The organism is Desulfolutivibrio sulfodismutans DSM 3696 (genome assembly GCF_013376455.1).
GTDB lineage: Bacteria > Desulfobacterota > Desulfovibrionia > Desulfovibrionales > Desulfovibrionaceae > Desulfolutivibrio > Desulfolutivibrio sulfodismutans.
The window spans coordinates 4,089,362-4,101,775 of sequence record NZ_CP045504.1 but is presented as its reverse complement, the minus strand read 5'-3'; the positions used below and the strand labels follow the sequence as shown (position 1 = coordinate 4,101,775).

The 12,414-nt window shown below is 67.2% G+C and carries 11 protein-coding genes and 1 riboswitch; of the genes, 8 read left to right on the top strand and 3 right to left on the bottom strand.

The window, feature by feature from the left end; all coding sequences use genetic code 11:
* Nucleotides 1–48 precede the first annotated feature (48 nt).
* The 7 genes from selB (at nt 49) to cobI (ending at nt 7,796) form a co-directional block, all read left to right on the top strand.
* Entirely contained in the window at nt 49–1,965 is a 1,917-nt protein-coding gene (gene selB, locus GD606_RS18670) for a selenocysteine-specific translation elongation factor (protein ID WP_163303042.1), read from the top strand.
* 385 nt (nt 1,966–2,350) lie between these two features.
* Nucleotides 2,351–2,707 (top strand): hypothetical protein, encoded by a 357-nt coding sequence (locus tag GD606_RS18665; RefSeq protein ID WP_246298889.1) that lies wholly within the window; start codon nt 2,351–2,353, stop codon nt 2,705–2,707.
* Between the two features lie 59 nt (nt 2,708–2,766).
* Nucleotides 2,767–2,949: riboswitch (cobalamin riboswitch) on the top strand.
* Between the two features lie 142 nt (nt 2,950–3,091).
* Nucleotides 3,092–3,991: a sirohydrochlorin cobaltochelatase gene (locus GD606_RS18660; RefSeq protein WP_163303041.1), complete on the top strand. Its 900-nt coding sequence runs from the start codon at nt 3,092–3,094 to the stop codon at nt 3,989–3,991.
* Nucleotides 3,992–4,353: 362 nt separating this feature from the next.
* Nucleotides 4,354–5,373, top strand: a complete 1,020-nt coding sequence (locus GD606_RS18655) for a FecCD family ABC transporter permease (RefSeq protein WP_246298888.1) — start codon at nt 4,354–4,356, stop codon at nt 5,371–5,373.
* The gene (locus GD606_RS18650) at nt 5,370–6,188 is read left to right on the top strand and encodes an ABC transporter ATP-binding protein (protein WP_163303180.1); all 819 of its coding nucleotides are present in this window, start codon (nt 5,370–5,372) and stop codon (nt 6,186–6,188) included. The genes GD606_RS18655 and GD606_RS18650 overlap by 4 nt, the downstream gene beginning before the upstream one ends.
* Entirely contained in the window at nt 6,139–7,020 is an 882-nt protein-coding gene (locus tag GD606_RS18645) for an ABC transporter substrate-binding protein (RefSeq protein ID WP_163303181.1), read from the top strand. The genes GD606_RS18650 and GD606_RS18645 overlap by 50 nt, the downstream gene beginning before the upstream one ends.
* Nucleotides 7,017–7,796 carry a precorrin-2 C(20)-methyltransferase gene (cobI, locus tag GD606_RS18640; protein ID WP_163303182.1) on the top strand — a complete coding sequence of 260 codons (780 nt, stop codon included), beginning with the start codon at nt 7,017–7,019 and terminating at the stop codon, nt 7,794–7,796. Before GD606_RS18645 ends, cobI begins: the two co-directional genes overlap by 4 nt.
* Here the strand turns inward: cobI and GD606_RS18635 are convergent.
* From GD606_RS18635 to GD606_RS18625, 3 genes are all read right to left on the bottom strand, one after another.
* A complete protein-coding gene (locus tag GD606_RS18635; RefSeq protein ID WP_163303183.1) occupies nt 7,789–8,208 on the bottom strand; it encodes a hypothetical protein in 420 nt (139 codons plus the stop codon). The genes cobI and GD606_RS18635 overlap by 8 nt on opposite strands.
* Nucleotides 8,209–8,394: 186 nt before the next feature.
* Entirely contained in the window at nt 8,395–8,982 is a 588-nt protein-coding gene (locus GD606_RS18630; RefSeq protein ID WP_163303184.1) for a DJ-1/PfpI family protein, read from the bottom strand.
* Between the two features lie 139 nt (nt 8,983–9,121).
* Nucleotides 9,122–9,451 carry a hypothetical protein gene (locus tag GD606_RS18625; protein ID WP_163303185.1) on the bottom strand — a complete coding sequence of 110 codons (330 nt, stop codon included), beginning with the start codon at nt 9,449–9,451 and terminating at the stop codon, nt 9,122–9,124.
* Nucleotides 9,452–9,568: 117 nt separating this feature from the next.
* Here GD606_RS18625 and GD606_RS18620 point away from each other — a divergent pair, with 117 nt between their 5' ends.
* Entirely contained in the window at nt 9,569–12,286 is a 2,718-nt protein-coding gene (locus GD606_RS18620; protein WP_176629350.1) for a DNA internalization-related competence protein ComEC/Rec2, read from the top strand.
* Nucleotides 12,287–12,414: the final 128 nt, after the last annotated feature.

Here is a 12,414-nt window from a genome sequence, read left to right as displayed (position 1 = left end):
CCCCCTGGCCACTCGCACGACCCCGCCCCAGCGCGGAAAGGACGCTCCATGCCGGTCATCATGGGTACCGCCGGACACATCGACCACGGCAAGACAACGCTGATCAAGGCCTTAACGGGCATCGACTGCGACCGTTTGGTCGAGGAAAAAAAGCGCGGCATCACCATCGAACTCGGGTTCGCCTTCCTGGACCTGCCCGGCGATAGGCGGCTCGGGATCATCGACGTGCCCGGCCACGAGCGGTTCGTCAAAAACATGGTGGCGGGCGCGGCGGGCATCGACTTCGTGACCCTGGTCATCGCCGCCGACGAGGGCATCATGCCCCAGACCCGCGAGCATCTGGAAATCTGCACCCTGCTCGGCATCAAAACCGGTCTGGTGGCCCTGACCAAGATCGACATGGTGGACGAGGACTGGCTGGAGATGGTCAAGGAGGACGTGGCGAACTACCTCTCCGGCACCTTCCTGGCGGACGCGCCCATCTACCCGGTCTCGGCCCACACCGGCCAGGGCCTTGATGCGCTTCGGGCCGCCCTGGCCGAACTGGTGGACACCTACCAGCCGCGCCGCCGCTCGGACCTGGCGAGGCTGCCCATCGACCGGGTGTTCACCCTTCGGGGCTACGGCACGGTGGTCACCGGCACCCTCATCGCCGGAAGCTTCAAGGTCGGCGACGACGTGGTGGCCTATCCCAAGGAAACCACGTCCAAGATCCGCAACCTCCAGTCGCATGGCGAGCCCGTGCAGGAGTCTCCGGCCGGACGGCGCACGGCCGTAAACCTGCCGGGACTCGAGGTGGACGACCTGGAGCGCGGCGAGGTGCTGGCGTTGCCGGGCACGCTGTTTCCGAGTCTGGTGTGGGATGTGGAGCTGACCTGTCTGGGCTCCTGCCCGCGCTCCATCAAGCACCGCACGGAGATCCATTTCCACCACGGCACCAAGGAGACCCTGGCCCGCATCTTCCTGCTGGACCGGGAGAAGCTCGAACCCGGCGAGACGGCCGTATGCCAGGTGCGCTTCACCGAGCCCCTGGCCGGAGTGTTCGGCGACAGATGCGTGGTGCGCGCCTATTCGCCGCTGCGCACCGTGGCCGGAGGTCGCATCGTCTCGCCGCTCGGCCGCAAGGTGAAGCGTTTCGCCGAGGCCGAACTGGAACCGTTGCGCCGCCTGGGCGCGGCCGCCCGGGAGGAGGTCATCCCGGTGCAACTGGAACTGGCCGGGACCGAGGGCCTAAGCTTCGCCCGGCTCATGGTCTTAAGCGACCTGGAATCGCGGGAGTTGGAAAAGGCCCTGGGCAAGCTGTGCGACAAGGGCGAGGCGGCGCTGGTCGACCGCGAGGGCAGGGAAGGCCGGGTCTACGTGGCGGCCTCGGTCATCGCCGCCCTGTCGGACGGGTTGCTTAACGCCGTGGCCGCCTTCCACAAGCGCGAACCCATGAAGCAGGGGCTGCCCCGGGGGGAACTGGCCTCCACCTTCGGCAAGGCGCTTTTCCCCAAGCTCTTCCATTTCCTGGTGGAGCGGCTGCTCAAAACCGGCAGGCTGGCCGCCGACCAGGAGCTTTTGCGCCTGCCGGACCACAAGGTGTCCATGGCTTCGGATCAGGCCAAGCTCTTTGAGACGCTCAAAAAAATCTACGACGACGGAGGCCTGACCCCGCCCAACTTAAAAGACGTGCTGGAGCCCCTGAACCTGACTTTCAAGGACGCCCAGCCGGTCTACAAGCTGCTTCTGGCCCAGGGGCATCTGGTCAAGATCAAGGAAGACATGTTCTGCGCGGCCCCGGCCTTCAAGGATCTGGTGGAGCGGGTGGCGGCGTATTTCGAGACGGCCAAGGAGATGGACCCGGCCAACTTCAAGGACATCGCCGGGCTGTCGCGCAAGTTCGCCATCCCCTACCTGGAATACATGGACAAGGAAAAGATCACCGTGCGGGTGGGGGACAAGAGGCAGTTTCGGCGCAAGTAACCCCGCTTCGGGGTTTCCGGCGCCAGAAGGCGACAAAAAAACGCGCCGTCCGCCGCGTGGGCGACAACGCAGAACGTACGAACACATCCGGGGCGGTGTGCGCCGACACCGCCAAAACGGGAAGCCCCGTCTCTACCAGTCGATATCCTTGGGCTTGTTTTCCTGCTGATACTTGATGGTCAGCGACGCCACCAGGACGGACAGGAAACCGAAAAGGACGATGAGACCGGAAAAATCGAGTTGCATGGGCCTGCTCCTTGTCTTGCGGGAATTGAGGTTTCGCTTCTATACTGTTTCCGTCGCGATGTCCACGGGTTGGCCGTCTCTCGTGGCCTCGTTTCTTTCGCCAGGGCCATATCCCGCCACCCGGACCAGGAGCCCCGCCATGCAAAATGCCCGATTCCCGCGCCGCCCGGCGGTCCTATGTGCCGCCGTGATCGCCCTGTGCGTTCTCGCCGCCGCAGCCCCGGCCGCAGCCAGCGTCGTGCGCGTAAACGTGAACTTCTACCAACTCGACGACGGCCGCACTTTCAAGGCCCCCTGGGATCTCGCCCAGGAGCTTATCGCGGCAGGCGAACCAGCCATCGTGGTCATGGAGGCCAAGGCCAGCAAGGACTTGATGCAGTTGCTCCTGCAAACCCTGGAAAGCTTCAACATCCCTACCCTGCTCACCAAGGCCAAGGATTTCAAGGAGCTGGTCAAGCGCGGCGTCATCGTGGCCAAGCCAAAACCCGCCCCCTGAGCCGCCCCGCCCGGTCGCCCTGCGCCCAGCCGCCTTGACACCCTGACCGCCCCGGACTAACTCCCTCCCCTGTCCTGGGTGCTCACCGTGAGCTTGATAGGGAATCCCGTGCAAATCGGGAGCGGTCCCGCCGCCGTAAGTCCTTTTACAACCGATCCCCCCGCGCGCCACTGGGTGTTTCACCCGGGAAGGCCGGGACCGGTGGGACGAGCCGGAAGACCTGCCCGGGAACTGGCTTCGCCCCGACGGCAACGAGGAATTTTGCCGACGGCATGGACGGGAACAAATACGGGCTCCCTTCCGCGCGCTGTGTCGCGTGGGAGGGATTTTTCGTTTCCGCCCCGCGAGCCTCCACCCCATCCACACCAAACGTTGGAGGTCCACATGTCCCTTATCCCCGTCCCGCGCCCCAAGCGGCACGCCGCATGGTTCGCGATCCTTTTCCTGCTCCTTGTGCCCGCCCTGGCCCTGGCCCACGGCGACAAGGAGCGTCCGGAAAAAACCGGCATCCTGCTGGCCTTTTTCGGCACAAGCGTCCCCGACGCCGAGGCCGCCCTGAAAAGCCTCGAAACCAAGGTCAAGGCCGCCTATCCCAAATACGACGTGCGCCGGGCCTATTCCTCGAACATTATCCGCAACAAGCTCGCCGAGTCGGGCCAAAAGGTCGATTCGCCGATCACGGCGCTGGCCAAAATGATGGACGACGGCTTCACCAAGGTCGCCGTTTTGACCACGCTTTTTATTCCCGGCGAGGAATATAACGGACTGGCCCGCACCGTGGCCGCCTTCGACGGACTGCCCAAGGGCTTCGACAAAATCGGCCTGAGCGAACCGCTCATGTCCGACCCGGCCGATATGCCCGCCGTGGCCGCCGCGTTCCTGAAAACCCTCCCGGCTGAGCGCAAGCCCGGCGACGCCGTGGTCTTTATGGGACATGGCACGCACCACCAGGGCAACATCTTCTACCCCGGCCTGCAGTTCTATTTCTCGAAACTCGACCCCGCCGTCTTCGTCGGCACCGTCGAAGGCACGCCGAGCCTCGACGACGTCGTCGCGGAACTCAAAAAACGCTCCATCAAAAAGGTCTACCTCGCGCCGCTCATGGCCGTGGCCGGAGACCACGCCCAAAACGACATGGCCGGCGACGAACCCGATTCCTGGAAATCCGTCCTCGCCAAAGACGGCATCGCCAGTACCCCCGTCCTCAAAGGCATGGCCGGACAAGACCCCGTGGCCGACATCTACCTGAAACACCTGGCCCAAACCCTTGACCACTTGAAATAAGCCAAGCCAACCGGGCAATCGGGGGGCGCTGCCCCCCGAGCCGACCGTGGCATTCGGGGGGCGCTGCCCCCCGAGCCCCCCGGCAGGGGGGTAACCCCCCTGCACCCCGTGTTACGCGACGGCCCCGGCCCGGCCTGCTGCGCATTCCGGGCCGGGGCCGTCGCGAATCCCGGGCGCAAGGCGCACTCCCTCCCGGCGGCGCGGCGCTCGGGAAAAACATTGCGCCGAAACCCCTGGCGTCCGTGGGCCGGTCTCCCGGCGCGACGCGCCGGGAAACCGGCCCACGATACCAGGGGGTCCGGGGGAAATGATTTCCCCCGGGCGGGGTTCGGGGCGGCAGCCCTGACGCACCAAGGAGCCCTATGCCACGTCTCGCGATGATCGCCATGCTGGCTGCGGCGCCGACGACGCTGGTGGCCGGGTGTCTGGCCGGGCCGTATCCGGTGTCGTGGCAGGCGGTGCTGGGCATCTTGGCGGGCGGCCGGGACTATGATCCGGTCTGGGTGACGGTCGTGGTGCAGATGCGTTTATACCGGGTGATTTTGGCCTGGCTGGTGGGCGCGGGTCTGGCCATGTCCGGGGTGGCGTTTCAGGGCGTGCTGCGCAATCCGTTGGCTGAGCCGTTCACGCTGGGGGTTTCGGGCGGCGCGGCCTTTGGCGCGGCCGTGGCATTGGGGCTTGGTTGGAACCTGGGTTGGGCTGGGATGGCGTTTTTTCCGGGCCTTTCGGTGATCCCGCTATGCGCGTTGGCCGGATCGCTTCTGGCCTTGGCGGCGGCGTTGACGCTCTCGCGCCGCTCGGGCGGGGCGACGCGGGAGACCCTGGTTTTGGCCGGGATTGTGGTTTCGGCGTTTTTGTCGGCGTGCATTTCGCTTTTCAAGGCGCTCAACGAGGAATCCACGGCGAGCATCGTGTTTTGGATCATGGGCGGCTTTCAGGGCCGGGGTGCGGCGGACGTCTGGCTGTATCTGCCGTATTTCGGGCTGGGGACGCTGGTGGTGTGGCGCTATTCCCGGGAGTTGGACGTGCTGGCCTTGGGCGAGGCCCAGGCGGTGCAGCTGGGGGTGGACGCGGCCCGGGTGCGGGTGCGGCTTTTGGCGGCGGCCAGCATCATGGCCGGGGCGGCGGTTTCGGTCTGCGGCGTGATCGGATTTGTGGGGCTGGCGGTGCCGCATCTGGCGCGCATGGCGTTTGGGGCCTCGAGCCGGGGGCTTTTGGCCGCATCCGGGCTTTTGGGAGGCACGCTTTTGGTATGGTCGGACATCGTGGCCCGCACGATTTTGCCGGGCGGCGCGGAACTGCCCGTGGGGGTGGTGACGGCGCTTCTGGGCGGTCCTTTTTTTCTCTTTTTGCTGCGCAGAAGGCCCGGGGGCGGGTCATGATCGAATGCTGCGGTCTGCGGGCCGGATACGGCGGCCGGGAGGTCTTGCGCGGCATCGATCTGCGTATAGTGCGGGGCGAGATGACGGGGCTTCTGGGGCCAAACGGCAGCGGCAAGACCACGCTTTTACATGTGCTGTCCGGGGTGCTGAAGCCCATGGCGGGGACCGTGCGCATCGCGGGGAACGAGATCGGGGAATTACGGCCACGCCAGCGGGCCGGGATGGTGGCGGCGGTGCCGCAGCGGGCCGGGCCGGTCCCGGGCATGACGGTCACCTCCCTGGTGCTTTTGGGACGCTATCCGTACCTGTCGCTTTTGGGGGCCTACGGGCCGCAGGACCGCGCGGCGGCGCAGTCGGCCATGGATGAGACCGGGATGGCGGTCCTGGCCGACAGGCAGACCACGGCCCTGTCCGGGGGCGAGTTCCAGACGGCGCTTTTGGCCCGGGCGCTTTGCCAGTCCACGGACATTTTGCTTCTGGACGAGGCGGCGGCGAACCTGGACGTGGCCAGGAAGGCGGCCATGTACGATCTGCTTCGGGAGAAAAACGCGGCCGGACTCACGGTGGTGTCGGCCGTGCATGATCTGAATCTGGCGGCGCTTTTCTGCGACCGGCTGATATTTTTAAAAAACGGCCGGGTGCTGGCCGACGGTCCCACGCGGACGGTCTTCACCCGCGAGAGAGTGGAAGAGGTCTATGAGACGACGTTTCATGTGTTTGCCCATCCGGTCACGGGCGCGCCTCAGGGCGTGGTGGTTCCCGGCCATGGCGGCGGTGTTGGTGCTGGCGGCGGGAGTGGCCCGGGCCGGGGTTGAGGCTACGGACGACTTCGGGGAACGGGTGGTCTTGGAACGCCCGGCGCGGCGGGTGATCGCCCTGACCGGCGCGGTGAACGAGACGCTGTGCGGCATGGGGCTTTCGGGACTTCTGGCGGCGCGCACGGACGCGGATCAGGAACCAGCCGAGGTGGCCGCGCTTCCGAGCATCGGCACCCATATGCGCCCGAACCTGGAGCTGGTCTTGGCGCAAAAGCCGGATCTGGTGGTGCAGCTCGCCGGGCGGGGGGAATCGCTTGAGGCGGCGGCGGCCATCCGGCGCATGGGCATCCCGGTGGCGGTGTTCGACGTGCACGATTTCGAAGGGCTTTTTTCCATGGCCGAACGGCTCGGGGCGCTGACGGGCGAACCGGAGGCGGCGGCGCGTTTCGTCACGGGGCTGCGGCAGCGTCTGGACCGGGTTTCGGAAATGGTGGCCGGGGCCGACAAGCGGCCCACGGTCTTTGTGGAATTGCGCTATCCCAATCTTTTGGCTGCCGGGAAGGACTCCATGGCTGCCGACGCCGTGGCCCGGGCCGGAGGCAGGCTTGTGCCGGATGCGCCCGGCCGGGTGGCCCGGATTGGCGAGGAGGAACTGGTGCGGATCGATCCTGATGTCTATGTGGTGGAAGTCGGCCCCATGAATCCGGCCCCCACGGCCCTGGCCGACAGGCCGCATTTTGCGGGGCTGACGGCGGTTGCGGCCGGGCGCACGGCGGTGTTCACGGGCCGGAAACTGAGCCGCCCGGGACCGGAGGGCGTGGCGGGGGTCGAGGATCTGGCCCGGCTGCTTTTTCCGGAACGCTGGGCCGCGACGGGGGGCAGGCCATGAGCCTGGGCACGCTTTTCGGCATCGGCGCGGGCCCCGGCGACCCGGAACTTTTGACGCTCAAGGCGGCGCGCGTCCTGGGACAGGTGGAGGTGATCCTGGCCGCCTCCTCCACCAAAAATGACTATTCCCTGGCTCTCAATATCGTCTCGCCGCACCTGCGGCCGGGGGCCCGGGTGGTGCGCCTGGGGTTTCCCATGACCCGGGACCAGGACGTACTCGACGCGGCCTGGGAGAAAAACGCCCGCCTGACGGCGGACATCCTGGAGAGCGGCCGGGACGCGGCCTTCATCACCCTGGGCGACCCCCTGCTGTACAGCACCTTCGGCTATCTGCTGCCCCGGCTGCGGGCGCTTTTGCCCGAGGCCCGGGTGTGCATCGTGCCGGGCATCACCTCGTACCAGGCGGCGGCGGCGGCCTCGGGCGAAATCCTGGCCGAGTCCGGGGAGAACCTGCTCATCCTGTCCGGGGTGGGCGACGCGGCGCGCCTGGAGGCGCTTTTGGGCACGGCGGATCGGGCGGTGATTTTAAAGGCCTACCGCAACTTCCCGGACATCCGGGAGATGCTGCGCCGGGCGGGGCGCGACGGGCAGACGGTCTTCGCCACCCGGCTTGGCATCGACGGCGAACGGATGTGGCGCGGCCTGGATCAGGTTCCGGACGCGCCGCACTACCTGTCGCTGTGCCTGGTGGGCAGACGCAACGGGTGCGGCCCCAAAGGGGGCGGAAAAAGCATGGCCGACGCGGTCGGGGAAAGGCCGGAGAACGGGGCTATTTGAGGGAGTTGATCTTGCCGAACTTGTTGGACTCGGCGCGGTAGAACACGTTTTCGATGACCTTGTCCGTACCCACGTCCTTGTAGTCGATGCGCACGGGCGAGCCGTCCTGCATGGCCTTTTTGAAGAACTCCGAGATGTTTTTGAATTTTTCGGACTGAAGGCCGGGGTCCACCACGAAAAAGCCCTGTGAGGTGACGATGGTCAGGACGTTTTTCTGCTCGTGGACCTCTTCGACAAAGGCCGTGGTTTTTTTGAGTTTGACCGCCAGGGAGTCGTCGGTCAGGTGGTCGATGACGAAATAGGCGGCCACGCTGAAAAGGACGAAGGAAAAAAGCAGAAGCAGCCGGTTCTTGTTCATCTTCGGCAGGCGGGTGCGACTATTTCGCAAGGATATCCTGGGCATGTGATTCATTCGGGCGTGTCCTTTGGGACGGCCGCAGGCCCACGCGACGCGCGACGCCCGTCGAACCGGGCCGCCTGCTCCCTCCGTCCCCGATGGGGGTTTTACCATGCCACGGCCCGAAAGCAAACGGCAATTGTGCGGCGCGATCCGAAGGGCCGGATCGCGCCGCAGGCGGATGCGTCCAGGGGGAAAGGCCTAGGCCTCGATCTTCGAGCCGAGAAGGACCAGAAACTGCTTCATCCATTCGGGATGGGCGGGCCAGGCCGGGGCCGTGACCAGGTTGCCGTCGGTGCAGGCGTTGGAATAGGTGGCGTTGACCTCGTGATAGGCGCCTCCGGCCCGCAGGATGTCCGGCTTGACGGCCGGATAGGCCATGCAGGTCTTGCCCGCCACCACGTCGGCGGCCACCAGCACCTGCTGGCCGTGGCACACGGCGGCGATGGGCTTTTTGGCGGCGGCGAAATGCTTGGTGATCTCGATGACCCGGTCGTTTAACCGGATGTATTCCGGGGCGCGGCCGCCGGGGATGACCAGGGCGTCGTAGGCGGCCGGGTCCACGGCGTCGAAGTCGAAGTTGATGCCGAAATTGTGGCCGGGCTTTTCGCTGTAGGTCTGGTCGCCCTCGAAGTCGTGGATGGCGGTGCGCACCGTATCCCCGGCCTTTTTGCCCGGGCACACGGCATGGACCGTATGGCCCACCATGAGGAGCATCTGGAACGGGACCATCACCTCGTAGTCTTCCACGTAATCCCCAACCAGCATGAGAATTTTCTTGGCGGCCATGGGCACTCCTTGCGGCGTTTGACGTTGCACCAAATCCGGCCGTGGGGCGACTCGCCAGCGCACGGCGGCGTCCTTATTCAGATCATGACGCGGCACCTTCGGCCGATGCCGCCCGGGGAAGCGGCGTCAGCGGAACGCGTCACGGCTTCGGATACTCGCGGCGGCAATACTGGATGCAGATGTCCTGGCCATTATTGATGCGTGAGAAGCAGTTTCCGACGTACTGCACCCGGATCAGGCGCTCATAGGCCGCGTTGCAGGCGTCCAGGCAGGGACTGAGTCCAGAGTAGGTCATGGACACCACATCGCGGTAGGCGTCGCAGATGTCCTGCTCCGAGTCGCAGGTGTCGTCCACCATGGTGCCACCCATGAGGCAGAAGCTGTAGACCTCGGAATCGGTCAGGGGCCGCACGGGCCCGCAGGCGACAGCCGTTGCGCACAGGATCGCAAGGATCAGCAGACGGGTCATGGGATGCCTCCGGAGATTTTCATGGATCGCCGTGTATAGCCCATCCCGTTTCCCCTGTCATGACGAAAAGGCGGCGGCCATTGACGCCCCTTCCGATTTTGCCCACCATACCCCGCCATGGGCCATACGCAAACCCCGCTCCTGCCCTGGCAGATCCTTTTCGTATGCGCCGTGTGCGGCATCCTGGCCCTGCGCGTCCCCCAGGCGGCCGTGGCGGCCCTTTCGGCCACGGTCCTTTTGGCCCTGGCCACGCGAACCGGCAAAGGGGTGCTGGCCCTGGCCCCCCTGGCCTTCGGCCTGGGCCTGGGGATGGCGGCCCTGGCCCTGCCTGACCCACCCGCGCGTACGCCCCGGGATGTCCTGACCGGAACGCGCACGGTGGTGGTCGGGACGGCGGCCTCGGTCACCCCCCTGCCCGGGGACCGGTTGTCCGTGGTCTTGGACGATCCCCGCCTGACAACCCCCACGGCAAAGGCCGATCCGAAAGACGCCCACGTCGCCCGGCGGCCCGTCCCACTGCCGGGACGCCTTTTGCTCACCTGGGACAACCCCGCCTGGCGTCCCTCCCCCGGCGACGTCCTGGCCCTGGCCGCCCGGGTGCGGCCGGTCACCAGCTTCCGCAATCCCGGGGGCTTTGACACGGTTTTTGCCCGCCGCCTGGAGGACGTGTTTTTCCGCATCTATGCCCGGGGCGACCAGCCGATCCTGCTTACAGCCTCGGACAGCCCGTGGCGCGAGGTGCGGCAAAACGTGCGGCGCGCCATCCTGGACGCCGTGACGCCGCCCCCGGCGGACGCCCCCGGCGCGATTGCCGAATCCGGACAGGGGAACGCACCGGGGCGTACGACAGGGCAGGCCCGCGCGGACAGGACGCCGGAAAAGGCCGTTGCGGATGAGGCGGGCCTCTCCGGAACCGGCCGGGCCGCCGACGCCCCCCACGATCAGGACGCCTCGGTCACGCCCCCAACGCCCGGCGGGGCCATGCTCCTGGCGCTTCTCACCGGCGACACCTCGGCCCTGACCGGCACAGACATGGATCTGGTGCGCCGGGCCTCGCTGGCCCATGCCCTGGCCCTGTCCGGCATGCATGTGGGCTACGTGGCGGCCATGGTCTGGCTGGCGATCCGGCTGATCGGGCGGCTGCGGCCCGCCATCTACCTGCGCCTGCCCCGGCAGAAGCTGGTGGTCCTTTTGGCCGCGCCGCTGGTGGCGGGCTACGTCTGGCTGGGCGGATTCTCGCCGTCTTTGGTGCGCGCGGCGCTGATGTTCGGCTGCTTCGGCGCGCTCATCCTCCTGGACAGGCCCCGGGTCATGCTGGACGGGCTGTTCCTGGCCCTGGCCATCATCGTCGCCGTCTCCCCCCTGTCGGTCTTCGACATCAGATTGCAGCTCTCGGCCCTGGCCGTGGCCGGTCTGGGGGTATTCTGGCCTCTGGGGCAGGCCATCTTCGACCGCCTGCCCCTGCCCGAAATCTCCCGCCCGGCGGCCTTATGGATTTTCGGCATCCTGTGGACCTCCCTGTCCGCCGAGGCCGCCATCCTGCCGATCCTGGCCCTGGAGTTCGGGGAGCTGAGCCCCCATGTCTATCTGAATCTGCTGTGGCTTCCGGTTTTGGGCTTCGTGGTCATGCCCCTGGGGCTGGCCGGGCTTCTCACCTCCTTTCTCTCCCCGGATGCGGCGGCCGTGTTCTACGTCCCGGCGGCCTGGGTCTGCGATTGGCTCATGGGACTTCTGGCCTGGCAGGACGGCCTGGGGTTTCTGGATGCGGCCGCCGTGCTGCGTCCCTTGTGGCCGGAGATCGTGGGCTACTTCCTTTTATGCTCGGCCCTGGCCGTGTGGTGGCGGAAGCGGCCGGACGGCAGGCTGCCGGGCATGGTCCTGGCCGTGGGGCTGGCCCTTCTGGCCGCGCCGGGCGTGCGGCAGGCCTGGCGCGACCTGTCCGGCGAGGTGCGGTTGACCATGATCGACGTGGGACAGGGCCAGGCCCTGGTGGCGGAAGTCACTGGCGGGCGGCGCATCCTGGTGGACGGCGGCGGCACGGGGTTCGGCAATTTCGACATGGGCCGGGCCGTGACCGGTCCCGCCCTGGCCTATGGCCGCAGCCCGGAGCTGGCGGGCATGATCCTGACCCATGGGCACACCGACCACGCCCAGGGGCTCATCTGGCCCCTGTCCCGCTTCGATGTGGGCTTTTTCGCCGAAAGCGCCTCGCCCGACGCCGGGGCGCCGGATGCGGCGCTCACACGGGCCGTGGCCGCCTCGGGGCTGGCCCCGCGCCCCCTGGCCGCCGGAGACAGGCTCGACCTGGGGAACGGCGCGGCCCTGGAGGTGCTTCATCCGCCAGCGGGATTTACAGGCAAGGCCAACGACGCCTCGGTGGTGCTGCGGCTGGTGAAAAACGGACGCGGGCTGGCCTTGTTGTGCGGCGACATCGAAAAAAAGGCCATTCGCATGCTTGTGGCCTCGGGTCGGGACATGTCGGCCGAGGTGCTGGTCCTGCCCCACCACGGCTCGGCCACCAGCGTCAGCCGGGCCTTTTACAAGGCTGTCAATCCCCGGGCGGCCTTCATCAGTTGCGGCCCGGGCAACCGCTTCCGATATCCTGCGGACAAGGCTCTGGCGGAACTGGCCCGGCGGGGCTGTCCGGTCTACGTCACGGCCGCCCTGGGGGCGGTCACGGCGACGTGGGACGGCGACGAACCGGCCGACATCACGTCCGTCGTGGCCGCCGGACAGCCCCCTCGGGAACTGGCGACCCTGCGTCCCCCCGCTGATCGACAGCCCCCCGGCATCGGACTGCGGCCCCACTGCCCGGGCAAACCGCGGTACGCCTGACCGGCCGCCCCTCGACCGGGGGACACCCGGGCTTCCTTCGCCGACATGTTCTGCTGGCCGCGTGGCGCGCCCATGTGCCGCCCCCCGTCCCGCCTCTTCCCAACGGCAACCATCGCCCCGGGGCCATG

What these genes read in the sequence shown, in the direction of transcription:
- selB (WP_163303042.1), top strand. Translation starts at nt 49, where the DNA reads ATGCCGGTCATCATGGGTACCGCCGGACACATCGACCACGGCAAGACA.
- GD606_RS18665 (WP_246298889.1), top strand. Translation starts at nt 2,351, where the DNA reads ATGCAAAATGCCCGATTCCCGCGCCGCCCGGCGGTCCTATGTGCCGCC.
- GD606_RS18660 (WP_163303041.1), top strand. Translation starts at nt 3,092, where the DNA reads ATGTCCCTTATCCCCGTCCCGCGCCCCAAGCGGCACGCCGCATGGTTC.
- GD606_RS18655 (WP_246298888.1), top strand. Translation starts at nt 4,354, where the DNA reads ATGCCACGTCTCGCGATGATCGCCATGCTGGCTGCGGCGCCGACGACG.
- GD606_RS18650 (WP_163303180.1), top strand. Translation starts at nt 5,370, where the DNA reads ATGATCGAATGCTGCGGTCTGCGGGCCGGATACGGCGGCCGGGAGGTC.
- GD606_RS18645 (WP_163303181.1), top strand. Translation starts at nt 6,139, where the DNA reads ATGGCGGCGGTGTTGGTGCTGGCGGCGGGAGTGGCCCGGGCCGGGGTT.
- cobI (WP_163303182.1), top strand. Translation starts at nt 7,017, where the DNA reads ATGAGCCTGGGCACGCTTTTCGGCATCGGCGCGGGCCCCGGCGACCCG.
- GD606_RS18635 (WP_163303183.1), bottom strand. Translation starts at nt 8,208, where the DNA reads ATGAATCACATGCCCAGGATATCCTTGCGAAATAGTCGCACCCGCCTG.
- GD606_RS18630 (WP_163303184.1), bottom strand. Translation starts at nt 8,982, where the DNA reads ATGGCCGCCAAGAAAATTCTCATGCTGGTTGGGGATTACGTGGAAGAC.
- GD606_RS18625 (WP_163303185.1), bottom strand. Translation starts at nt 9,451, where the DNA reads ATGACCCGTCTGCTGATCCTTGCGATCCTGTGCGCAACGGCTGTCGCC.
- GD606_RS18620 (WP_176629350.1), top strand. Translation starts at nt 9,569, where the DNA reads ATGGGCCATACGCAAACCCCGCTCCTGCCCTGGCAGATCCTTTTCGTA.